The 22,555-nt window shown below is 68.3% G+C and carries 23 protein-coding genes; 10 read left to right on the top strand and 13 right to left on the bottom strand.

What is annotated here, in order from left to right:
* Nucleotides 1–43: 43 nt before the first annotated feature.
* Nucleotides 44–526: a peptidylprolyl isomerase gene (locus FHW84_RS08305; protein WP_167254309.1), complete on the bottom strand. Its 483-nt coding sequence runs from the start codon at nt 524–526 to the stop codon at nt 44–46.
* Between the two features lie 164 nt (nt 527–690).
* Between FHW84_RS08305 and FHW84_RS08300 the strand changes: the two genes are divergently transcribed.
* The gene (locus FHW84_RS08300; protein WP_167254307.1) at nt 691–2,055 is read left to right on the top strand and encodes an MATE family efflux transporter; all 1,365 of its coding nucleotides are present in this window, start codon (nt 691–693) and stop codon (nt 2,053–2,055) included.
* A gap of 11 nt (nt 2,056–2,066) precedes the next feature.
* Nucleotides 2,067–3,614 carry a D-alanyl-D-alanine carboxypeptidase/D-alanyl-D-alanine-endopeptidase gene (gene dacB / locus FHW84_RS08295; protein WP_167254305.1) on the top strand — a complete coding sequence of 516 codons (1,548 nt, stop codon included), beginning with the start codon at nt 2,067–2,069 and terminating at the stop codon, nt 3,612–3,614.
* On the opposite strand, the gene FHW84_RS08290 is transcribed toward dacB, so the two are convergent.
* Complete coding sequence (locus FHW84_RS08290; protein ID WP_167254303.1) at nt 3,599–4,084, bottom strand: glutathione peroxidase; 486 nt, start codon at nt 4,082–4,084, stop codon at nt 3,599–3,601. The genes dacB and FHW84_RS08290 overlap by 16 nt on opposite strands.
* Nucleotides 4,085–4,173: 89 nt before the next feature.
* Here FHW84_RS08290 and FHW84_RS08285 point away from each other — a divergent pair, with 89 nt between their 5' ends.
* The 3 genes from FHW84_RS08285 to FHW84_RS08275 all read left to right on the top strand — a co-directional run bounded on the left by FHW84_RS08285 (nt 4,174) and on the right by FHW84_RS08275 (nt 6,894).
* Nucleotides 4,174–5,184, top strand: coding sequence for a methionine ABC transporter ATP-binding protein (locus FHW84_RS08285; protein ID WP_167254301.1), 1,011 nt, complete (start codon nt 4,174–4,176; stop codon nt 5,182–5,184).
* Nucleotides 5,181–5,864, top strand: a complete 684-nt coding sequence (locus FHW84_RS08280; protein ID WP_167254299.1) for a methionine ABC transporter permease — start codon at nt 5,181–5,183, stop codon at nt 5,862–5,864. Before FHW84_RS08285 ends, FHW84_RS08280 begins: the two co-directional genes overlap by 4 nt.
* A 223-nt stretch (nt 5,865–6,087) precedes the next feature.
* Nucleotides 6,088–6,894, top strand: a complete 807-nt coding sequence (locus tag FHW84_RS08275; RefSeq protein ID WP_167254297.1) for a MetQ/NlpA family ABC transporter substrate-binding protein — start codon at nt 6,088–6,090, stop codon at nt 6,892–6,894.
* 210 nt (nt 6,895–7,104) lie between these two features.
* On the opposite strand, the gene pncB is transcribed toward FHW84_RS08275, so the two are convergent.
* Entirely contained in the window at nt 7,105–8,298 is a 1,194-nt protein-coding gene (gene pncB / locus FHW84_RS08270) for a nicotinate phosphoribosyltransferase (protein ID WP_167254295.1), read from the bottom strand.
* Nucleotides 8,299–8,719: 421 nt separating this feature from the next.
* Between pncB and FHW84_RS08265 the strand changes: the two genes are divergently transcribed.
* Nucleotides 8,720–9,559, top strand: a complete 840-nt coding sequence (locus FHW84_RS08265; RefSeq protein ID WP_167254293.1) for a cytochrome c — start codon at nt 8,720–8,722, stop codon at nt 9,557–9,559.
* Between the two features lies 1 nt (nt 9,560).
* Here the strand turns inward: FHW84_RS08265 and FHW84_RS08260 are convergent, their stop codons facing one another.
* The 4 genes from FHW84_RS08260 to FHW84_RS08245 form a co-directional block, all read right to left on the bottom strand.
* The gene (locus FHW84_RS08260) at nt 9,561–10,838 is read right to left on the bottom strand and encodes a dicarboxylate/amino acid:cation symporter (RefSeq protein ID WP_167254291.1); all 1,278 of its coding nucleotides are present in this window, start codon (nt 10,836–10,838) and stop codon (nt 9,561–9,563) included.
* 101 nt (nt 10,839–10,939) lie between these two features.
* Nucleotides 10,940–11,971, bottom strand: a complete 1,032-nt coding sequence (locus tag FHW84_RS08255; protein WP_343203585.1) for an aminopeptidase — start codon at nt 11,969–11,971, stop codon at nt 10,940–10,942.
* A 103-nt stretch (nt 11,972–12,074) separates the two neighbouring features.
* Nucleotides 12,075–12,461, bottom strand: coding sequence for a hypothetical protein (locus tag FHW84_RS08250; RefSeq protein ID WP_167254287.1), 387 nt, complete (start codon nt 12,459–12,461; stop codon nt 12,075–12,077).
* Nucleotides 12,462–12,568: 107 nt separating this feature from the next.
* Entirely contained in the window at nt 12,569–13,174 is a 606-nt protein-coding gene (locus FHW84_RS08245) for a rhomboid family intramembrane serine protease (RefSeq protein ID WP_167254285.1), read from the bottom strand.
* Between the two features lie 136 nt (nt 13,175–13,310).
* Between FHW84_RS08245 and FHW84_RS08240 the strand changes: the two genes are divergently transcribed.
* Nucleotides 13,311–14,195: a PhzF family phenazine biosynthesis protein gene (locus FHW84_RS08240; RefSeq protein ID WP_167254283.1), complete on the top strand. Its 885-nt coding sequence runs from the start codon at nt 13,311–13,313 to the stop codon at nt 14,193–14,195.
* Nucleotides 14,192–14,686 carry a YaiI/YqxD family protein gene (locus FHW84_RS08235; protein ID WP_343203578.1) on the top strand — a complete coding sequence of 165 codons (495 nt, stop codon included), beginning with the start codon at nt 14,192–14,194 and terminating at the stop codon, nt 14,684–14,686. Before FHW84_RS08240 ends, FHW84_RS08235 begins: the two co-directional genes overlap by 4 nt.
* On the opposite strand, the gene FHW84_RS08230 is transcribed toward FHW84_RS08235, so the two are convergent.
* Both FHW84_RS08230 and FHW84_RS08225 read right to left on the bottom strand, forming a co-directional pair.
* Nucleotides 14,683–15,561 carry an NAD(P)-dependent oxidoreductase gene (locus tag FHW84_RS08230; RefSeq protein WP_167254281.1) on the bottom strand — a complete coding sequence of 293 codons (879 nt, stop codon included), beginning with the start codon at nt 15,559–15,561 and terminating at the stop codon, nt 14,683–14,685. The two genes, FHW84_RS08235 and FHW84_RS08230, sit on opposite strands and share 4 nt — an antisense overlap.
* Before the next feature lie 74 nt (nt 15,562–15,635).
* The gene (locus FHW84_RS08225; RefSeq protein ID WP_167254279.1) at nt 15,636–16,814 is read right to left on the bottom strand and encodes an NAD(P)/FAD-dependent oxidoreductase; all 1,179 of its coding nucleotides are present in this window, start codon (nt 16,812–16,814) and stop codon (nt 15,636–15,638) included.
* A gap of 86 nt (nt 16,815–16,900) precedes the next feature.
* Here FHW84_RS08225 and FHW84_RS08220 point away from each other — a divergent pair, with 86 nt between their 5' ends.
* Nucleotides 16,901–17,383, top strand: coding sequence for a YajQ family cyclic di-GMP-binding protein (locus FHW84_RS08220; RefSeq protein ID WP_167254277.1), 483 nt, complete (start codon nt 16,901–16,903; stop codon nt 17,381–17,383).
* Between the two features lie 106 nt (nt 17,384–17,489).
* Here FHW84_RS08220 and FHW84_RS08215 read toward each other — a convergent pair whose 3' ends face one another.
* The 4 genes from FHW84_RS08215 to FHW84_RS08200 form a co-directional block, all read right to left on the bottom strand.
* On the bottom strand, nt 17,490–18,167 hold the full coding sequence (locus FHW84_RS08215) for a DUF1345 domain-containing protein (RefSeq protein ID WP_243867996.1): 678 nt from the start codon (nt 18,165–18,167) through the stop codon (nt 17,490–17,492).
* A 60-nt stretch (nt 18,168–18,227) separates the two neighbouring features.
* Nucleotides 18,228–18,518, bottom strand: coding sequence for a GNAT family N-acetyltransferase (locus FHW84_RS08210; RefSeq protein WP_167254275.1), 291 nt, complete (start codon nt 18,516–18,518; stop codon nt 18,228–18,230).
* Nucleotides 18,519–18,638: 120 nt separating this feature from the next.
* On the bottom strand, nt 18,639–19,736 hold the full coding sequence (locus FHW84_RS08205; protein ID WP_167254273.1) for a 3-deoxy-7-phosphoheptulonate synthase: 1,098 nt from the start codon (nt 19,734–19,736) through the stop codon (nt 18,639–18,641).
* A gap of 269 nt (nt 19,737–20,005) precedes the next feature.
* A complete protein-coding gene (locus FHW84_RS08200) occupies nt 20,006–20,473 on the bottom strand; it encodes a VOC family protein (protein ID WP_167254271.1) in 468 nt (155 codons plus the stop codon).
* Between the two features lie 180 nt (nt 20,474–20,653).
* On the opposite strand from FHW84_RS08200, the gene FHW84_RS08195 reads away from it, so the two are divergent.
* Nucleotides 20,654–22,483 (top strand): 3'-5' exonuclease, encoded by a 1,830-nt coding sequence (locus FHW84_RS08195; RefSeq protein ID WP_167254269.1) that lies wholly within the window; start codon nt 20,654–20,656, stop codon nt 22,481–22,483.
* The last annotated feature ends 72 nt before the right edge of the window (nt 22,484–22,555 follow it).

Here is a 22,555-nt window from a genome sequence, read left to right as displayed (position 1 = left end):
AAAAAGCCGGCCCGGTCGAGACCGGGCCGGCGCGCATCACTGCTTAGTGCTCGTGGCCGCCTTCGCCGTGGACGTGGCCGTGGGCCAGTTCTTCCTCGGTGGCCGCGCGCACGTCGGTCACCTCGATGGCGAAATGCAGGGTCTTGCCGGCCAGCGGGTGGTTGCCGTCGATATGCACGACCTGGTCGTCCACCGCGGTCACGGTGACATTGATCACGCCCTGCGGGCCGTGGCCCTGGAACTGCATGCCGGGCTGGATGTCCTCCACGCCCTGGAACGCTTCGCGCGGCACCGACTGGGTGAGCTCGGCGTGGTGCACGCCGTAGCCTTCTTCCGGCGCCACGTCGACCTTGAACTGGTCGCCGGCCTGGCGGCCGGTCATGGCCTTCTCCAGGCCCGGCACGATCTGGCCGACGCCGTGCAGATAGGTGAGCGGCTCGCGGCCTTCGGAACTGTCGAGCACCTGACCCTGGTCGTCGGTCAGCGTGTAATGGAAGGAAGCGACGGAGCTCTCGGCAATCTGCATGGTGATCTCGCAAAGGGGGAAAAGTGGAACCGGTCCAGGCCCATGCATGGATGGGGGCCGGCGAGGCAATGGCCGGGAAGACTACCAGCTTGGGCGTCAATGCGCTGTTTTCCACGGCGCCGCGCTCAGCGCTACGCTGCGCCGTCCCCCGCCATCCGCCGCCCATGTCGACCCTTCTCGAAGCCTGGCACCACCGTCCCACCCATCGGCGGGTGTGGGCGCTGGCCGTACCGATGATCCTGTCCAACCTCACCGTGCCGCTGGTGGCCCTGGTCGACAGCACCGTGGCCGGGCATCTGCCGCAGACGCAGGATCTTGGCGCCGTGGCGGTGGGCAGCTCGATCTACGCCCTGCCGGTGTGGAGCTTGGGCTTCCTGCGCATGGGCACCACCGGCTTCGCCGCGCAGGCCGAGGGCGCGGGCGACCGCGCCGCGCTGCGCACGGTGCAGGTGCAGGCCCTGCTGCTGGCCGCGGTGCTGGGCGTGGCGGTGGGCCTGCTGATGCTGCCGCTGCTGCCGTGGCTGATCGGGCAGATGCACGCCACGCCGGCGCTGGCCGAACGCGGCCAGGGCTATGTGCAGCTGCGCCTGCTCGGCCTGCCGGCCGCCCTGCTCAACTACGCGCTGGCCGGCTGGTTCATCGGCGCGCAGCGGGCGGGCACCACGCTGGCCCTGCTGCTGGTGGCCAACCTGGTGAATATCGCGCTGAACCTGCTGTTCGTACTCGGCTTCGGCTGGGGCGTGCCCGGCATCGCGCTGGCTTCCGCCTGCGGCGAGTGGTGCGGCGCGCTGTACGGCCTGTGGCGCGCGCGCCGCGCCGTGCACGGCTGGCCGGGCAGCGTGGACTGGCAGGCGCTGCGCGGCTGGGCGCACTGGCGGCCGCTGCTGATGGTCAACCGCGACATCTTCATCCGCACGCTGGCGCTGGAAGGCGTGTTCTTCAGCATCTCCCTGCTCGGCGCACGCCTGGGCGACGCCACCGTGGCGGCCAATGCGCTGCTGCTCAACGGGCTGATGCTCACCGCCTTCGGCCTGGACGGGCTGGCCAATGCGGTGGAGGCGCTGTGCGGCCACGCCATCGGCGCGCGCGATGCGCAGGCGCTGCGGCGTGCGCTGGTGGTGGCCGGCGGCTGGTCGCTGCTGGGCAGCATCGGCTTTGCGCTGCTGTTCGCCGGCGGCGGCCCGCTGTTCGTGGACCTGCAGACCAGCCTGCCGGAAGTGCGCGCGGTGGCCTATCACGCACTGCCGTGGCTGGCCGCGCTGCCGGTGGTGGCGGTGTGGAGCTATCTGCTGGACGGCCTGTTCATCGGCGCCACGCGCGGACGCGAAATGCGCGACGGCATGCTGCTGGCGGTGGCGCTGTTCGCCCTGCTCGCCTGGGCCGCGCGCGGCTGGGGCAACGACGGCCTGTGGCTGGCGTTCCTGGCCTTCATGGCGGTGCGCGGCGCCGGGCTGGGCTGGATCGCCTGGCGGCTGCGCCGGCGCGATGCGTGGATCGCCCCGCTGCCGCATCTGCGCGAGGCTGCGTAATACTGCGCGCCATGAACCAACTGCTACGGATCAGCTCCCTGCTCGCCCTGTTCGCCGCGTTGTGCGGCGCCGCCCGTGCCGACGAAGCCTCGTCGCTGGCCTCGCGCATCGACGCGCAGATCGCGCAGCCGCGCTTCGCCGGCGCGCGCTGGGGCATCGCGGTGGTGTCGCTGGACAGCGGCCGCACGCTGTACGCGCACGACGGCGACCGGCTGTACCAGACCGCCTCCACCGCCAAGCTGTTCACCGCCGCGCTGGCGCTGAGCGAGATCGGCGCCGACTACCGCATCCCCACCCGCCTGCTGGCCGGCGAGCAGGTGCGCAACGGCGTGCTGGACGGCCCGCTGATCCTGTACGGCATGGGCGACCCCACCCTGGGCGCGGACCGCGCCACGGCGGATTGGGCGGAACACATGGCGCAGCAGGTGGCGGCGCGCGGCATCCGCACCGTCAAAGGCGGGCTGGTCGCGGACGACAGCTATTTCGCCAGTCCGTCGATGGGTTCGGGCTGGGAAGCATCGGACCTGCAGAGCTGGTTCGCCGTGCCCACGTCCGCGCTGAGCGTGCAGGAAAACCAGGTCGAAGTGACGGTCGCCCCCGGCGCGGAAGGCCGGCCGGCGATCGTGACGCTGGACCCCGCCGGCGCCGTGCCCGAGGTCGCCAACCGCATCGCCACCAGCGCGCGCGGCGTGCGCAACGACATCAATCTCTACCGCGCGCCGGGCGACCGCACGCTGTATGCGTTCGGCAGCATCGCCGCGCGCACGCCGCCGCAGCGCTTCAAGCTGGCCGCGTACGATCCGGCGCTGTTCGCCGGCGAGCAGTTGCGCAGCGCGCTGGCGCGGCATGGCGTGGCGCTGCAAGGCGGCGTGCGCGCGCTGCACTGGCCGCAGAGCGACGAAGAGCTGCGCGAGGACGCGAAGATCATCGCCGAAGTGCAATCGCCGCCCGTCGGCGAGATTCTCCAGCGCGGCCTCAAGCGCTCGCAGAACCTGTATCTGCAGAACCTGCTGCTGATCGCCGGCGTGCGCGCGCAGGCCGCGGCGATGCAAGGCCCCTCGCCGCCCAGCGGCTTTCTCAGCACCGAGAACTGGGGCATGCGCGGCCTGCGCGAGCTGCTCGAACAGATGGGCCTGCCGCCGGGCAGCACGGTGATCGAGGAAGGCACCGGCCTGTCGCGCCGCGACCTCAGCACACCGAACGCGATGGCGCGCCTGCTGTCCTTCCTCGCCGCGCAGTCGTATGCGCCGGTGCTGTTCGAAGGGCTGCCGCTGGCCGGCGTGGACGGCACCTTGCAGTGGCGCATGCGCGACACGCCGGCCAACAACAACCTGCGCGCCAAGACCGGCAGCATGTCGCTGGTGCATTGCCTGGCCGGCTATGTCACTACCGCCGGCGGCGAACGCCTGGCGTTCGCCATCATGCTCAACAACTACGACCCGCCGGCCGGCGCGCCCGGCGCCAGCCGCGACATCGATGCGATCGCCGAAATGCTGGCCGGGCTGCGCGCGGAAGCGCCGCTGCCACAGAAAGCCGTAGCGGCTCAGCCGGCCAATTGAACCTTGACGTCCTTGGCGATCTTTTCCGGCGTGTCGGTGGGCGCGTAGCGCTTCACCACCTCGCCGTCGGGACCGACCAGGAACTTGGTGAAGTTCCACTTGATCGCCTCGCTGCCGAGGATGCCCTTGCCCTCGCTCTTCAGCCACTTGTACAGCGGATGCGTGCCGGCGCCGTTGACCTCGATCTTGGCGAACATCGGGAAGGTGACGTCGTAGCTGAGGCTGCAGAAGTTCTTGATCTCGGCCTCGTCTCCGGGTTCCTGGTGGCCGAACTGGTCGCAGGGGAAGCCCAGCACCACCAGGTCCCGGTCGCGGCCGGCGCGCCACAGCTTTTCCAGGCCCTCGTACTGCGGGGTGAAGCCGCACTTGGAGGCGACGTTGACGATCAGCAGGGTCTTGCCGCGCCAGTCGGCGAGGGAACGCTCGTTGCCGTCGATGTCGCGCGCGCTGAAGTCGTAGACCGTGGTCATGGCAAAGCTCCGTCAAGGGTGGCGGCAGTCTACGCCAAAGCCCCGCGTGGCATAGAATGCCGCCTCCCGGTCACTGTCCAAGGCCCGTCGTGATCCGCTTTGCCGATGTCCACAAGTCCTACCGCGTCGACGGCAAGGACATCCCCGCCCTGCAGCCCTTCAGCCTGGACATCGCCGACGGCGAGGTGTTCGGCATCATCGGGCATTCGGGCGCGGGCAAGTCCACGCTGATCCGCCTGATCAACCTGCTGGAGCGCCCCAGCGGCGGCAGCATCCGCATCGGCGACACCGAGATGACCACCCTGGGCGATGCCGCGCTGCGCGCGCAGCGGCGGCGCATCGGCATGATCTTCCAGCACTTCAACCTGCTCGCCTCGCAGACGGTGGCCGACAACATCGCCTTCCCGCTGCGCCTGGCCGGCGAGCGCGACGCCGGCAGGATCGCCGCACGCGTGGACGAACTGCTGCGCCGCGTGGGCCTGGAAGCCCATGCGGCCAAATACCCGGCGCAACTTTCGGGCGGCCAGAAGCAGCGCGTCGGCATCGCCCGCGCACTGGCCAACCGGCCGTCCATCCTGCTGTGCGACGAAGCGACCAGCGCGCTCGATCCGCAGACCACCGCCTCGGTGCTGGAGCTGCTGGCCGAGATCAACCGCGAGCTGAAACTCACCATCGTGCTGATCACCCACGAGATGGACGTGGTGCGCCGCGTGTGCGACCGCGTGGCGGTGCTGGACGCCGGCCGCATCGTGGAGCACGGCGCGGTGGCGGACGTGTTCCTGCATCCGCAGCACCCCACTACGAAGCGTTTTGTCAACGAGGCGCTGCCGGAGGAAGCCGCCGGCGAACTGGCGCCGTACACGCACGTGCCGGGCCGCATCCTGCGCCTGTCGTTCCGCGGCGAGGCGACGTGGACGCCGGCACTGGGCCGCGTGGCGCGCGACACCGGCGTGGATTTCAACATCCTGGCCGGCCGCATCGACCGCATCAAGGACCTGCCCTACGGCCAGCTCACCCTGGCGATGCAGGGCGACAACGTGGACCAGGCGCTGCTGGCATTGCGCGCCGCCGGTATCGAGATCGAGGAACTGACCCGATGAGCGCGCCCCTGCTGCAAAGCCTGTTTCCGAACATCGACGACTGGGCGGAGATCGGCCACGCCTGCATCGACACCTTGCTGATGCTGGGCGGCTCGCTCGCCCTCACCGTGCTGATCGGCCTGCCGCTGGGCGTGCTGCTGTACCTCACCGGCAAGGGCCAGCTGCGCGCGATGCCGGCGTTCTATGCGGCGCTGTCGCTGGTGGTGAATGTGCTGCGCTCGATCCCCTTCATCATCCTGATGATCGTGCTGATGCCGCTGACCTATGCCCTGGTCGGCACCAAGCTGGGCATCCGCGGCGCGATCCCGCCGCTGGTGATCGGCGCCGCGCCGTTCTTCGCGCGGCTGGTGGAAACCGCCCTGCGCGAAGTGCAGCGCGGCGTGATCGAGGCCAGCCAGGCGATGGGTGCCAGCACCTGGCAGATCGTGCTGCACGTGCTGCTGCCGGAAGCCCGCGGCGGCCTGATCGCCGGCACCACCGTCACCGCCATCGCCCTGGTCGGCTATACCGCGATGGGCGGCGCGATCGGCGCGGGCGGTCTGGGCGACCTGGCGTATCGCTACGGTTACCTGAGCTACAAGTCGGACTACATGTTCGTCACGGTGGTGCTGCTGATCGTGCTGGTGCAGCTGCTGCAGATGGTCGGCGACCGCGTGGTGGCGCGCTATACCCGTTCTTGAGCGGGGCTGGGGCTTGGGCGGGAATAGGGAATAGGGAATAGGGAATAGGGAATAGGGAATAGGGAATAGGGAATAGGGAATAGGGAATAGGAAGAGCCGAGTGCCGCAAGCTTGCAGCGTACTGCTCTTCCGATTCCCTATTCCCGCAAAGCCGGCATCGCCGCTTTGCAACCAGCCGTATGGACGGCTATTCTGGTGCATCGCATCAAGGATTCCGACGCCCATGAAGAAGCTGCTCCTCGCCCTCGCCGCCCTGCTCGCGCTGGCCGGGTGCTCGTCCTCCGGTTCCGGCGACGCTGCCGGCAGCGGCAGCCAGAAGCTGGTGGTCGCCGCCACCGCCGTGCCGCACGCGGAGATCCTCAAGCAGGTCAAGCCGCTGCTGGCCAAGGAAGGGGTGGAGCTGGAGATCAAGGTCTTCGCCGACTACGTCCAGCCCAATACCCAGGTGGCCGAGAAAGCGATCGACCTGAATTACTTCCAGACCAAGCCCTACCTGGACGAATTCAACCGCCAGCGCGGCACCCAGCTCACCATTGTCACCGGCGTGCACATCGAGCCGTTCGGCGCCTACTCGCGCAAGCTCAAGAACATCGCCGACCTGCCCGACGGCGCCACCATCACCCTGCCCAACGACCCGAGCAACAACAGCCGCGCCCTGCTCCTGCTGGCGCACCACGGGATCATCACGCTGAAGGACCCGAACGACGAGCTGGCCACGCAGAAGGACATCACCGCCAATCCCAGGCACCTGAAGTTCCGCGAGCTGGAAGCGGCCATGCTGCCGCGCACGCTGGACGAAGTGGACCTGGCCCTGATCAATACCAACTACGCGCTGGCCGCCGGCCTCCATCCGACCAAGGACGCGCTGCTGATCGAAGGCAAGGATTCGCCCTACGTGAACTACCTGGTCGGCCGCCCCGACAACAAGGACGACCCGCGCGTGCAGAAGCTGGCCAAGGCGCTGACCAGCCCGGAGATCAAGGCCTTTATCGAGCAGAAGTACCAGGGTGCGGTGCTGCCGGCGTTTTGAGCGGCGTTACCTGCGAAAAAGCCGGGCCTGGCCCGGCTTTTTTTTGCTCGTCATTCCGGCGCAGGCCGGAATCCAGTGGCGACACGCCAAATGAAGTGAATGCGCTTAAAAGTGCCGCTCTTGAAGTTCATTGCGATAACCAAGCGGTATCGTCACTGGATTCCGGCCTGCGCCGGAATGACGAGCGTGTGGCGAACCGCAACCTGTCTCTCAGGCGGCTTCTTCAGCCGGCGCGGGTATCTCGAACACCTGCCGCAGATACGCCACATAGGCCTTGTCCTCGCACATGTTCTTGCCCGGCGAATCGCTGAGCTTGGCCACCGGCTGGCCGTTGCAGCGGATCATCTTGATCACGATGTTGAGCGGCGCCGGGCCCACGTCATTGGTCAGGTTGGTGCCCACGCCGAAGGCCAGCAGGCAGCGGCCGCGGAAGTGCTGGTACAGCTGCATCACCTTGGGGATGTCCAGGCCGTCGCTGAAGACCAGCACCTTGCTGCTGGGGTCGACGCGGTTGGCGCGGTAGTGCGCCAGCACGCGCTCGCCCCAGGCGAAGGGGTCGCCGGAGTCGTGGCGGGTGCCGTCGAACAGCTTGCAGAAGTACATGTCGAAATCGCGCAGGAAGGCGTTGAGGCCGTAGACGTCGGACAGCGCGATACCCAGGTCGCCGCGGTATTCCTTGGCCCAGGTTTCCAGCGCCGCCACCTGCGAATCGCGCAGGCGCGGTCCCAGCGCCTGGTGCGCCTGCAGGTATTCGTGCGCCAGCGTGCCCAGCGGGGTCAGGCCCAGCTTCCAGGCCAGCCACACATTGCTGGTGCCGGCCAGCTTCGGCCCCAGCCCGTCGCGCAGCGCTTCCACCACCTCGGCCTGCCACTCGCGCGAGAAGCGGCGGCGGGTGCCGTAGTCGGCGATGCGGCAGCCTTCGTAGCCGGGCGTGTCGCGCAGCAGGGCGATCTTGTCGCGCAGGCGCTGGCGGCCTTCGTCCAGGCCGAGCCCAGGATGCGTAGTGCGGAAGTACACCTCGTTGACGATGGCCAGCAGCGGCACCTCGAACAGGATGGTGTGCAGCCACGGCCCCACGATGCGGATCTCGATCTCGCCGTTGCCGCTGGCCGCCGGTTCGATGCTCACGTACTTGGCATTGAGCTGGAACAGCCCGAGGAAGTCGACGAAGTCGCTCTTGATGAAGCGCCAGGAGCGCAGGTAGTTCAGCTCTTCCTCGCTGAAGCGCAGGCTGCACAGCGCATCGAGTTCGGCGCGGATTTCCTCGATGTATGGCACCAGGTCGATGCCCGGGTTGCGGCACTTGAAGCGGTATTCGACCTGGGCGGCCGGATAGTGGTGCAGCACCACCTGCATCATGGAGAACTTGTACAGGTCGGTGTCGAGCAGGGAGCGGATGATCATCGGGTATCCGGCGGGGAAGGAAGCGGCGCGAGCCGTCCGCGATTATCCCCGTGCGCCGCGCTGGAACGCGAGCCTGGGAACCTTTCCAAGGGCCGGAAAAATGAAAACCCCGGTAGCCAGGGGAGTAGCTACCGGGGTCTTGTCAGGCCGTCCTCAACAAAGAGGGGGAGAAACAGAGGCGGCCCCCGATGGCGCGGTCTTCTGCCCCATCTCATTTCGCCTCACGGCGATACGGGTGGTTAGTGCGGTCGGGCGGGACATAGTTCAAGAGCGGATTTAGATCGGTTCAGGTTTCCGCCAGCTTCGGAAAACCCGGGCAAAATCCGGGAACGGGTTTCGAGCTGCAGGCATCGGCCTCCGCGGCCGTGCCGGGTGGAAAGCGCATGCCACAATGCCGCGCTTTCCTTCCCGGGAACCACCCATGCTTCTGCGCCGCCTGTGCCTGCTCGCACTCCTGATCGCCCTGCCCGCCGGCGCCGCCGAGCTCAAGATCGACCTGGGCCATGGCGTGCAGACGCTGGACAGCCGCCAGCTGGCCGCGCGCCCCGACACCCGCGGCATCGAGATCCCCCAGGACGTCGCCTACCACCGCGCCATGCGCTACCGCGCCGTGCCGCTGAAGGCGCTGCTGGCCGGGGCGGCGGCGGGCGACCACCTGCAGTTCGTCGCCAGCGATGGTTTCGCCGCCGAGGTGCCGGCGGCACTGATCCTTGACGATCACGTCCTTGACGGTCACGTCCTTGACGGTCACGGCGCCCAGGCCTGGCTCGCTGTTGAAGACCCGGGCCAGCCCTGGCCCGCCCTGCCCGGCAAGAGCCAGAGCGCCGGGCCGTTCTACGTGGTGTGGACGCAGCCGGAGGCCGGCGGCATCAATCCCGAGCAGTGGCCCTACCAGCTGGCGTCGATCCGCAAGCTGGATGCGGTGGCGGCACGCTTCCCGGCCATGGCGCCGGACCCGAAGCTGGCCGCCGCCAGCCCCGAGCGCCGCGGCTTCGAGGTGTTCCAGCGCATCTGCCTGGCCTGCCACACGCTCAACGGCCAGGGCGACGCCAGGCTGGGACCGGACCTCAACGTGCCCTATAACCCCACCGAATACCTGCGCGCCGACCTGCTGCGCGCCTACGTGCGCAATCCGCAGTCGCTGCGCCACTGGCCGCAGGCGAAGATGCCGGGCTTCGACGCCAAGGTGCTGAGCGACGCCGACCTGGACGCCCTGCTCGCCTACCTGCGCCACATGGCCGGGCGCAAGCACGGCCCCTGAGTCAGCGCGCGGGTTCCTGCTCCGCGTGCAAGGCGGTGGGCGCGGCCTCGCCCAGATAGACGTCCATATCCAGCAGCCCCTGCTCGCGCGCCACCAGCACAGGCACCAGCATCTGGCCGGTGACATTGGTCATGGTGCGCATCATGTCCAGCACGCGGTCGATCGCCACCAGATAGCCGATGCCCTCCACCGGCAGGCCGGCGGAACTGAGCACCAGGGTGACCATCACCGTGGCCGTGCCGGGTACGCCGGCGGTGCCGAACGAGCCGAGCACCGAGGCCAGCAGGATCACGAAGTACTGCGCGGGTTCCAGCGTCAGGCCGAAGTACTGCGCGACGAAGATCGCGCTGATCGCCGGATAGATCGCGCCGCAGCCGTCCATCTTGATGCTGGCGCCCAGCGGCACCGCGAACGAGGCATAGGCCGGCGCCACGCCCAGGTTCTGCGTCACGCTGCGCAGCGCCACCGGCATCGAGGCAAAGCTCGAGGACGAAGTGAAAGCCACCTGCATCGCCGGCAGCACGCCGCGGAAGAAGCGGCGCGGACTGAGCCCGTGCGCCAGCAGCAGGCCGCCGTAGACCAGCACGATCTGCACCGCGCACGCGGCATACAAGGCCAGCACGAACTTGCCCAGCGGCAGCAGCTTCTCGAAGCCGTAGCCGGCCACCAGGGCGGCGATCAGGCCGAAGGTGCCGATCGGCGTCATCTCCAGCACGAAGCGGGTGACCTGGATCATGGCGTCGTTGGCCTCGCCGAACAGCTCGCGCAGGCGCGCGGACTTCTCGCCGATCTTCACCAGGGCCAGGCCGAGCAGGCCGGCGAAGAAGATCACCTGCAGGATCTTGCCCTCGGACAGCGCACGGAACGGATTGGTCGGCACCACGTCTAGCAGCACCTTCACCGCCGAGGGCACTTCGCGCACCTTGTAGTCGGCCGCCATCGCCAGTTGTCCCACGCCCAGGCCCGGGTTGGTCAGATGCCCGACCAGCAGCCCCACGCCCACCGCCAGCGCGGCCGTCACCGCGAACCACAGGAAGGTGCGTCCGCCCAGCGCCGCCATGCGCTGCACGCCGTGCAGGCTCGATACGCTGTTGACCACGGCGAAGAACACCAGCGGCACCGCGATCATCTTGATCAAGGCCACATACACGTCGCCCAGCGGCTGGAACCACGCCACCGCGCCCGGTCCGCACGCCCAGCCGGCCAGCGCGCCCAGCACGAAACCCGCGAGCACGCGCTTCCAGAAACGGATACCGAGCCACCAGGACACCAGCTTCAAGGGCCTTCTCCACGCACGCGAAAGGCTCGACCATACACCGGTTATGGCCGTCTGGACGTCCATACGGCAACACAGCGTTTCGTTTCAGGAACGATCCAGGCTTATGGAGCCTGCCCGCCGGCCGTTGCCCCGGCAAGACGGCGCAGCTCGCCGTCACGCGCATCCCTGGGCAGTTTCGCCAGCCGGCGCACGTCGGCGTAGAACACCGGCCACTGCCCTTCGCCCTGGTGGAACAGCGCGGCAAAGGCCGGTTTCCACTGGTCGTACAGGCCGAACGGCAGCAGGCGCGCGTTGTTGATCGGGGCCGCCACCCAGGCGTCGTAGCGGTGGTCGTCGGGCCAGTTCGCCTCGCGCCACTGCCGATAGCGTTCGCGGAACGCGGCGATCTCCGCCTGCTTGGCCGCCTCCAGCGCCGCCTCGTCGCCGCCCCTGGCATAGGCCTGGCGCAGGCGGTTGCGCAGATCCAGCACCAGCCTGGTAAAACCGTCGTCTTCGGCCTGCTCGCGGCCCAGCAGCGGCGGCAGCTTGCGCGAGGCACGCCATTCCTTCAGCCCTTGCTCCTGCACGAAGCTGGCGAAGGATTCGTTGAAGGCGCTGTCGTCCTGCACGTAGATCAGCTGGTGCGCCAGCTCGTGGAAGATGGTGCCGGCCAGCTCGTCGTCGTCCCAGCGCAGCATGCTGCTGAGGATGGGGTCGGCGAACCAGCCCAGGGTGGAATACGCGGACACGCCGCCGACGTAGACGTCGTCGCCCTCCGCCTTCATCCGCGCAGCCTCGCCCTTGGCCTTGGCCTCGTCGAAATAGCCGCGGTAGGCCACGCAGCCGGCGACCGGAAAGCAATGCCGCACGGCATCCACCGAATAGCGCGGGGTGGCGAATACGTTCCACACCACGTAGGGGCGGCGCAGTTCCACGTAGCGGGTATAGCTGCGGTTGTCGGGCAGGCCCAGCTGCTGCGAGGCGAAGCGGCGCGCCTGCCGGGCCAGCTCCAGGCGCCTGGCCAGGGCGGGGCTGGTCGCGGGGTCGGCGATCACCCGGCCGACCGGGCGCTGCTTCAACAGCAGCTGGCTCTGCCCGTGCGCCACGTGGGCGTAGTAGCGCAGGCCGCCGCAGGCGGATAGCAAAAGGCCCACCGCCACGAGGACGATGAGCCTGTTGAGTCGTTGCGGCAGAAGCTTGCCCGGATAGCCCATCCAGCGATTGTGCCGGGCCGGCCCTCAGCGGGCCAGGGCGGACTCAGCGGCCGTGGCCGCTCCAGTGCCCGCCGCGGCCGCCGCTCCAATTGCCGCGATGTCCGCTCCAGTTGCCGCCGCGCCAGTTGCCGCCGCCGCGGTAATAGCGGCCGCCGCGGTCGTGCCAGCGCGAACCGCCGCCGTACCACACGCCGCTGATGCCCACCGTCACCGGCGGGGCGTAGCAGCAGCCGTAATAGCCGCCGCTGTAATAGGTGGGATAGGCCGGCGCGTAATAGCCGTCGTCGTAGACCACCGTGCGGCCGGAGCCGTAATAGGCGTCGCCCACATAGCTGGAACTGCGGACGTAGCTGTAGCCCGGATCGTAGTAGCAACCCGACAGGGCCGCGGTGGCGGCAACCAGGGTCAGGCCGGCAAGCAGGCGTTTCATGGGGCACCTCGCGGAGGTTGATGGCGCCACGCTAGGCCCGGTGCGTTGAATGCGCACTGAGCGGAAACGCCCTCTTCCGGCGCCGGTTGAACCCCGGGCGGCGGCGTTCAGAAACGCGGGCGCGCCAGTTCGCTAAGGAAGTGTGAGACCAGGTCCGGCTTCATGACCAGGGTGAAGGCCACGCCATACGCCGCGCCCCACAGATGCGCGCTGTGGTTGACGTTGTCCTGGCCGTGGCGGTCCATCCAGATCGAATAAATCACGTACAGCACCGCATAGACGATCGCCGGCATCGGCACGAAGAACACCCCGATGCGCGCCCACGGCGCCACCAGGATGAAGGCGAACAGCACCGCCGACACCGCGCCCGACGCACCCAGGCTGCGGTACCGCTCGTTATGCCGGTTGGCGATATAGGTCGGCAGGATCGAGACCACCAGCGCGCCGAGGTAGAACAGCAGGAAGCCGGTCTTGCCCAGGTAGGCCGTGTACTTCGGCTCCATCGCGCGGCCGAAGAAGAACAGCGTGATCATGTTGAACAGCAGGTGGTAGAAGTCGGCATGGATGAAGCCGTAGGTCACCAGCCGGTGGTATTCCTTCTTCTTCTCGATCGCCGGCGGCCACAGGATCAGGTCCTGCATCAGGCGCGCGTTGTTGAACGCGATGAAGGACACGATGCAGTTGACGGCGATGAGCAGCAGGGTGATCAGCATGTACGGTTTCCGTGCGCGGGTACGGCAAAGCGCGCATCTTGGCGGGCCGGCCGGAGCTTGTCGACCTCGCCCTGGCGTGCCCGCGCGACGTATCATGCGCGGCTAAGTGCTTCTTCCCCGCCACACGCTTCCCCTCATGCCCCCCATCCGCTATCTGCATCTGGACGTCTTTGCCGCTGCCCACGGCGGCGGCAACCACCTCGGCGTCGTCACCGACGCCACCGGCTGGAGCGACGCGCAGATGCAGCGCTTCGCCCGCTGGACCGACCTGGTCGAGACCACCTTCCTGCTGCCGCCGTCCAGTCCCGAGGCCAGCTACCGCGTGCGCATCTTCACCCCGCACAAGGAAATCCCCTTCGCCGGCCATCCCAGCATCGGCAGCGCGCATGCGGTGCTCGAATGCGGCCTGGCCGCGCCGCGCGACGGCGTGCTGTGGCAGGAATGCGGCGCCGGCGTGCTGCCGATCCGCATCGAAGGCACGGGCGACAGCCGACAGTTGCTCTTGCAATCACCGCAGGCCACGGTCGAGAAGACCGGCGCCGGCGCCCATCCGCTGCTCGCCGCGGCACTGTCCGGCATCGGGCTGGGCACGCTGCCGCCGGCCTACGTCGCCGGCGGCCGCCACTGGTGGCTGGCCGAATGCGCCGACGAGGCCAGCCTGCGCGCCTGGCAGCCGGACCACGCCGCCATCGGCGCGCTGGCCCGCGCCACCGACAGCCTGGGCCTGTGCGCGTTCGCGCGTGCCGCGCATCCGGACTACCAGCTGGTGGTGCGCGCCTTCCCCGCCGGCGTGGGCATCGTCGAAGACCCCGCCTCCGGCGCCGCCAACGGCCTGATCGCCGCCTATATCGCCCACGCCGAACCGCAGGGCGCGCTGGCCGCCGGCTATACGGTGAGCCAGGGCCGCGAGATCGGCCACGACGCCAGCCTGCGCGTGCGCATCATCGACGGCACGGTCTGGATCGGCGGCCGCACCAACACGGTGGTCGACGGCACGCTGCACTGGAACGGCCAGCCGTGAAGCTGCCCGCCGCCAACGCGGATGCGCAGATCTGGGTCGATGCCGACGCCTGCCCGGTGGCGATCAAGGAGATCCTGTTCCGCGCCGCCGAGCGCGAACAGGTGCACGTCACCCTGGTGGCCAACCAGTTCCTGCGCACGCCACCGTCGCGCTTCGTACGCGCCATCCAGGTACCCGGCGGCTTCGACGTGGCCGACGCGGAGATCGCCAACCGCGTGGCCGCCGGCGACCTGGTGGTGACACAGGACATTCCGCTGGCCGCGCAGGTGATCGCCAAGGGCGCGCTGGCGGTGCATCCGCGCGGCGAGCTGTTTACGCCCGACACCATCGCGCAGCGCTTGGGGCTGCGCGATTTCATGGAAGAACTGCGCGGCGCCGGCGTCGATACCGGCGGCCCCGCCGCCTTTCATCCGCGTGACAAGCAGGCCTTCGCCAACCAGCTCGACGTGTGGCTGGCGCGGTTGCGCCAAGCCCGCAAAGCCGCGCCTTAGTCCTTCAAGCCCGCGCGTCGCGCGGCGACGGTCGACAGCGCCGACCAGTCCACGTCCTCGTCGCCCAGTGCCAGCGTTTCCAGCAGGCTGTCGCGCAGCACGCTGGCGAACGGCAGCGGCACGCGCGCGGCGTCACCGGCCGCAAGCGCCAGGTTGATGTCCTTGTAGCCCAGCGGCAGCGCGAAGCCGGCCGGCTTGAAGCGCTGTTCGGCGATCAGTTTCGCGTAGCCCTGGTACGGCGGCGAGGCGAACAGCGTGCTGGTCATCAGATGCAGGAAATCGCCGGCGCTCACGCCATGCGCGCGCGTCAAAGCCGAAGCCTCGGCCATGCTTTCGATCGCCGCGCCGAGCATGAAGTTGCCGGCGATCTTCACCACGTTGGCGCGCTCGGGTTCCTCGCCCATCGGCCAGATCGCGCTGCCCATCGCTTCCAGCAGCGGCCGCATGCGTTCGAGCACCGCGGGCTTGCCTGCCGTGACGATGTTGAGCTTGCCGGCGGCCGCCACGTCCGGCCGGCCGAACACCGGCGCGGCGAGATAATCGATCCCGCGCTGCGCATGCGCGGCGGCCAGTTCGCGCGCCAGCGCCACCGACACGGTGGCGTGGTTGACGTGCACGGCGCCCTTGTCCATCTCCTCGAGCAGGCCGCCTTCGAGCACCACCGCGCGCACCGCCTGATCGTTCGACAGCATGCTGAACAGCGCATCGCCCTGCGCCGCGCGCTCCGGCGTGCTGGCCACCTTGGCGCCCAGCGAAGCGAGCGGTTCGGTGGCGGCCGGCGAACGGTTCCACACGGTCACGCTGTGGCCGGCCTTGAGCAGGTTGCTGGCCATCGCGCTGCCCATCGCGCCCAGGCCGATAAAACCGACTTTCATGGAGAATTCCTCAGCAAGGGAAAACGGAACACAGGTCGGTCACCGTGCGCCACGCCAGGTGGATGGCACGTGACTCAGGCCGCCAGCCCGGCGGCATGGCCCGAGGCCCATGCCCACTGGAAGTTGTAGCCGCCCAGCCAACCGGTCACGTCCACCACTTCGCCGATGAAGTACAGGCCGGGCACGAGCTTCGATTGCATGGTGCTGGAGGAGAGTCCGTCCGTATCTACGCCGCCGAGCGTGACTTCGGCCGTGCGATACCCCTCGGTGCCGCTCGCCACCAGCGGCCAGTCGCGCAGCTGGGCGGCGATCGCATCCAGCTCGGCGGGGCGATACTGCTTCATCGGCCGGCTCTCGAACCACAGCTCGCACAGGCGCTGCGCGAGGCGGCGCGGCAGCAGGTCGCCCAGCACGTTCTTCAGCTCCATCGCCGGGCGCGCATTGCGCTGCGCATGCAGCCAACCGGCCGCGTCCTGGTCGGGCAACAGATCGATACGCAGGTCGTCGCCCGGCTGCCAGTACGAGGAAATCTGCAGGATCGCCGGCCCGCTTACGCCGCGATGGGTGAACAGCATGCCGGCGCGGAAAGCGCGCTTGCCGACGCGCGCCTCCACCAGCGGCAAGGCCAGGCCCGATAGATCCTGGTAGCGCTCCTGGTGCTTGCCGCTCAGGGTCAGCGGCACCAGGCCGGCGCGCGTGGGCAAGACCTGGTGGCCGAACTGCTTCGCCAGTTCGTAGCCGAAACCGGTGGCGCCCATGCTGGGAATCGACAGGCCGCCGCTGGCCACCACCAGCGATTGCGCATGCAGCTCGCCGCGCGCCGTGTGCACGGCGAAGCCCTCGTCGGTCTTGCGCACGCGGTCCACCGCGCAACTGGTTTCCACGCGCGCGCCGGCCGCGGCGCATTCGTCCAGCAGCATGCGCACGATCAGTTTCGACGATTCATCGCAGAACAGCTGGCCCAGCTCCTTCTCGTGGTAGGCGATGCGGTGCTTTTCCACCAGCGCGATGAAATCCGCCGGCGTATAGCGCGCCAGCGCGGACTTGGCGAAATGCGGGTTGGCGGACAGGTACTGCGCGGGCGTCACGCCCAGGTTGGTGAAATTGCAGCGCCCGCCGCCGGACATCAGGATCTTCTTGCCCGGCTTGTTGGCATGGTCGAGCACCAGCACGCTGCGCCCGCGCTGCGCGGCCACGATCGCGCACATCAGGCCGGCCGCACCCGCGCCGATCACCAGTACATCCACCTTCACGCCATCACCCACCCTAGCTGCGAGGGGACGGATTATCCCCTACCCGCGTACACTTCCCTACCGTTTTCCCCTTGCGAGATGCCGACATGCCTTCCTTCGACGTAGTTTCCGAAGTCGACAAGCACGAACTCACCAACGCCGTCGACCAGGCCAACCGCGAGCTGTCCACCCGCTTCGACTTCAAGGGCACCGAGGCCAAGTTCGAGCTGGACAAGTTCGTGATCACCCAGAGCGCGCCCAGCGAATTCCAGCTGGAGCAGATGCTGGACATCCTGCGCGGCCGCCTGGTGTCGCGGAAGATCGACGTGCGGGCGCTGGACGTGGCCGATCCGGAAACCAACCTGGGCGGTTCGCGGCAGAAGATCACCGTCAAGCAAGGCATCGAGCAGCCGGTGGCCAAGAAGCTGGTGGCCTCGCTGAAGGAGGCCAAACTGAAGGTCGAGGCGCAGATCAACGGCGACAAGCTGCGCGTGACCGGCAAGAAGCGCGACGACCTGCAGCTGGCGATGCAGGTGCTGCGCAAGGCGGAAGTGGAGCTGCCGCTGCAGTTCGACAATTTCCGCGACTGAAGCCACCAACGCTACGGCGTAGGTTGGGGTGAGCCACCGGCGAACCCCAACACCGCAACATTCAGCCGTGCCGCATCGTTGGGGTTCGCCTGCGGCTCACCCCAACCTACGCTTTGCCCGCCACCACATTCACGCTCAACGCGATGATGAACACGTTGAAGAAGAACGCGATCACGCTGTGCAGCAGCGCCACGCGGCGCAGGTAGCGGCTGGTGATCTGCACGTCGGAGACCTGGAAGGTCATGCCGATCACGATGGCGAAATACGCGAAGTCCCAGTAGTCCGGCTCCGGCGTCTCGGGAAACTGCAGGCCTTCGTGCTTCTTGCCGAAGTCGCCGTAATAGCCATGCGCATAGTGCATGGCGAACATGGTGTTCATGAACAGCCAGGACAGCACGATGCTGCCGGCGGCCAGCACGATCGAGGTCATGCCGCCTTCCGCGCCGCCGTGCAGTTCCGCGCCCAGCGCGACCATCACCACCGCGGTCAGCACGATCGCGCTCCACAGGAACCCCCAGCGCCCCGTGTCCTGCGCGCGCGCCTGGCAGCGCATCAGCTCCGGGCTGGCGCGGCCGAACAGCACGGCCAGCAGGCTGAGGTAGACCAGCGCGGCGAAATCGAAAGCCAGCAGCAGCGCCATCGAGGCGCGCGTGCCATACACCAGCAAGGCGGCCAGCGCGGCGGCGAAGATGCCCATCGACACCATCAGGCGCGGACGCGCGCGCAGATAATGGAAGCGCCGGTACGTCCTGGGCCGGGGCTTGCCCGGGGCGGTGCTGTTCATGGCGATCTCCCTGGAAGCCGCGGCGACCATCGCAGCGACCGCGCGATGATAGCGAGCCGGTCAGCCCGCGCGCAGGTCTTCGTACTCCGGATGGCGGCGCATCCATGCATCGGCGTAGGAACATGCGGGACGCACCTTCCAATGCTGCGCGCGTGCATGGTCCAGCGCGGCTTTCACCAGGGCCGAGGCGATGCCGCGTCCTTCCAGCGGCTGCGGCACGCCGGTATGGGTGATGGTCATCACTTCACCGGAGGGCGTGGGCGACAAGGTGTAGTCGAGCACGCTCAGTTCCAGCTCGACCGCGGTGGAGAAGCGTCGCTCGTTCGGCTGATGCTTGATCTCGTAGTTCATGGCGTGGCCTGGAATGGATGAAGCAGGCAGCTTAGGGCAGGCCGCGTGCCTGCGCCCGTGAAAGGCCGGCTCGCGGCCGATCCCAGCCGGAGCCGACGCGAAACTGCCCCGGGCCTTGGCTCAGCAACCCACCGCCTGCCGCAGCCGCGCCGCCACGCCCGAACCCGCACGGCGGCGGCGCACGGCTTCGTCCAGGCGTTCCAGCACCCCGAGCGACGTCTCCCAATCGATGCAGCCGTCGGTGATGCTCTGGCCGTAACGCAAGGCTTCGCCCGCCACCAGTTCCTGGCGCCCGCCGACCAGATGGCTTTCCACCATTACGCCGATGATGCGGCGCTCGCCGTCTTCCAGCTGCAGCGCGATATCGTCGATCACCCGCGGCTGGTTCTCCGGCTGCTTGCTGCTGTTGGCGTGGCTGGCGTCGACCATCAGGCGCGGCGCCAGGCCCGCGCGCGCGATCGCCTCGCACGTGGCATCCACGCTGTCCGCGTCGTAGTTCGGCTGCTTGCCGCCGCGCAGGATCACGTGGCAGTCCTCGTTGCCGATAGTGCTGGCGATGGCGGTGCGGCCGTCCTTGGTCACCGCCATGAAATGGTGCGGCTGCGAGGCGGCCTGCACCGCATCCACCGCGATCTTGACGTTGCCGTCGGTGCCGTTCTTGAAACCCACCGGGCAGGACAGCCCCGAGGCCAGCTCGCGATGCACCTGGCTCTCGGTGGTGCGCGCGCCGATCGCGCCCCAGGCCACCAGGTCGGCGATGTACTGCGGGGTGATCATGTCCAGGAATTCGCAGCCGGCCGGCACGCCCAGCTCGTTGATGTCGCGCAGCACGGTGCGCGCCAGGCGCAGGCCCTTGTCGATGCGGAAGCTGCCGTCGAGATCCGGGTCGTTGATCAGGCCTTTCCAGCCCACCGTGGTGCGCGGCTTCTCGAAATACACGCGCATCACGATCTCCAGCGTGTCCGCATAGCGGCGCCGCTGCGCCAGCAGACGGCGCGCGTATTCCATCGCGGCGCTGGTGTCGTGGATCGAGCAGGGGCCGATCACCACCACCAGCCGGTCGTCCAGGCCGGCGAGGATGTCGTGCACGGCACTGCGCGCATGCGCCACGGTGTCGAGCGCGCGTTCGCCGGCATGGCAGTCGCGCATCACGTCGGCGGGCGTACTCAAGGGGGTGATCGCGCGGATGCGCAGGTCGTCGGTGTGCGGCAAGGTCATGGCTCGGATTCCTGGGTGGGGGTCCAGTGGCGGCCATGAAAAAAGCCGCCAGTGGTGGCTGGCGGCTTTTCGGAAGTGTGGTCGTCGGGTTCTGCTTACGATCGCACCTCTTCCTCCGCCGCCGGCATCGGATAGCCGTAAAACCAAAAGTAATAGCGGGCGGAGGAGAAGGTCATGGGGCGTATGGATAACACAGCATCCGGGCGATGCAAACCCCCGATGGTGAAATCTGGAAAATGCCGGCGACGGTTGCGATCGCAACCAATGTATCAGCCGCCGGCCATCAGCGCGTCGTAGCGCCGCTGCATCTCTTCTGGGCTCACGTCCTCGATCGAATGCCCGATCAGCCATTCGTGCCCGAACGGATCGCGCACCGTGCCGCCGCGCTCGCCGTAGAACGCGTCCGCCGGCGGGCGCACCAGCTCGGCGCCGGCGGCCACCGCGCGGTCGATCAGGCGGTCGGCGTTGTCCACGTGCAGATGCAGGGTGACGCTGGTGCCGCCGACGGATTTCGGCCCGACGATGCCGTATTCGGGATATTCGTCGGACAGCATCAGCACCATGTGCTCGCCGAACACCAGCTCGGCATGGCCGATGCGGCCGGTGCCGGCTTCGTCCAGGCGCAGGCGCAGCGTGGCGCCGAACACCTGCTGGTAGAAGGCCAGCGCGGCCGCGGCGTCGTGCACGCGCAGGTAGGGGTAGAGCTCGTGGATCTGCGGCAAGGAAGAGGCATCCATGACAGGCTCCTCGGGGTGGGAACGGCCATCATGCACCCTCCGCCAGGCCCCGTCCCATGCGGCCTGCCATGCCAACCGCGAATTGACACCGATCCGCGATCCGCTAACGTCGCCGCCACACGCAAAAGGGAAGCCACGGTGGCAACGCTCATTCCAACCAGAAACAGCTGCCTGTCGCGCATGACCAGCGGCGAAAAGCGCTTTTCCGAGCGCCTGGAACAGAAGCTCGAGGAAGACTACCTGCTGTGGTACGACGTGCCGATCGGCCCGCGCCAGCGCCGCCCGGACTTCATCGTGTTCCACCCCCGCCGCGGCCTGCTCGCGCTGGAAGTGAAGGACTGGAAGCCGGACACCATCCAGCAGGCCGACCCTACCCTGTTCACCCTGCTCACCGGCCGCGCCAGCGTGAAGGAGCACAACCCGCTGATGCAGGCGCGCGACTGCGCCAGCGAGGTCTACAAGCTGCTCCAGCGCGATCCGGCGCTGCGCCACCCGCCGGGCCACCCGTACGAGGGCAAGCTGATCATGCCCTGGGGCTACGGCGTGGTGCTGGCCAATATCAGCCGCAAGCAGTTCGACGCGGGCGGGCTGGATGCGGTGATTCCCGCGCACCTGGTGATCTGCCAGGACGAGATGTACGAATCGGTCGACGCCGAGGGTTTCCAGGAACGCCTGTGGGCGATGTATCCGCAGATCTTCCCCACCGCGCTCACCTTGCCGCAGATCGACCGCGTGCGCTGGCACCTGTTCCCGGAGATCCGCGTGGAACCGGGTTCCGGCCAGTTCGGCCTGTTCGACGCGTCCACCGCCGGCGCGGTGGCCAAGGTGGAGATTCCCGACCTGATCAAGGTGATGGACGCGCAGCAGGAACAGCTGGCGCGTTCGCTCGGCGACGAGCACCGCATCATCCACGGCGTGGCCGGTTCCGGCAAAACCATGATCCTGGGCTTCCGCGCCATGCACCTGGCGCGTGCGCTGAGCAAGCCGATCCTGGTGCTCTGCTACAACAAGACGCTGGCCGCGCGGCTGGACCAGCTGATGGGCGAGCGCGGCCTGAGCGACAAGGTGCAGGTCTACAACTTCCACAAGTGGTGCCGCGCCATGCTCAGCGCCTACCACGTGCCGCTGCCGCCGGAAGGCCGCGGCTTCTTCGACGCACTGCCGCCGGCGGTGATCGAGGGCGTCGACAAGGGCCAGATTCCGCGCTTCCAGTACGGCGCCGTGCTGATCGACGAAGGCCACGACTTCGAGCCGGACTGGTACAAGCTGATCGTGCAGATGATCGACCCCAGCACCAACTCGCTGCTGGTGCTGTACGACGACGCGCAGAACATCTACGGCAAGCCGGACCGCAAGCGCCTGAGCTGGAAAAGCCTGGGCGTGCAGGCGCAGGGCCGCACCACCATCCTCAAGCTCAATTACCGCAACACGCTGGAAATCCTTTCGGTGGCGCGCGGCTTCGCCAACGAGTTGCTGCTCGGCCACGACGACGCCGACGAGGACGGCGTGCCGCTGGTGGCGCCGGAGAGCGCCGGCCGCCGCGGCGCCCTGCCCGAACTGGTCCGTGTGGAACGCACCGAGGACCAGCTGCCGGCCATCATCGACCGCCTTCGCGAGGAGCGCACGCTGGGCCGCCCGCTCGCCGACATCGCGGTGATCTTCCGCAACAAGTGGGAAGGCGAGCGCCTGCACGAGGCGCTGCAGCGCGCGGAGGTTCCCAGCACGCTGGCCGACGGCGACGGCAAGCGCGCGCTGTTCGAGCCGGGGCTGGATACGGTCAAGCTGGTCACCATGCATTCCAGCAAGGGCCTGGAATTCCCGCTGGTGATCATCCCGGGCCTGGGCTCGCTGCCGATGCCGGGCAAGGACGAAGCGGAGGAAGCGCGCCTGCTGTACGTGGCGATGACGCGCGCCACCGAGCGGCTGGTGATGATCCACCACGCCGATTCGATCTTCACCGTGCGCATCCGCAACTCCATCAACGACGTGCAGACCCAGCTGCAGCAATAACCTGCGGCGCCGCATGCTGCGGCGCTCCTTCACGCCGCCGGCGCGCCGGGTCGATACTCGGGATTCGCCGCC

It is taken from the genome of Dyella sp. SG562 (assembly GCF_011759495.1).
Classification (GTDB): Bacteria; Pseudomonadota; Gammaproteobacteria; order Xanthomonadales; family Rhodanobacteraceae; genus Dyella_D; species Dyella_D marensis.
This window is presented reverse-complemented; position numbering and strand designations above follow the sequence as displayed.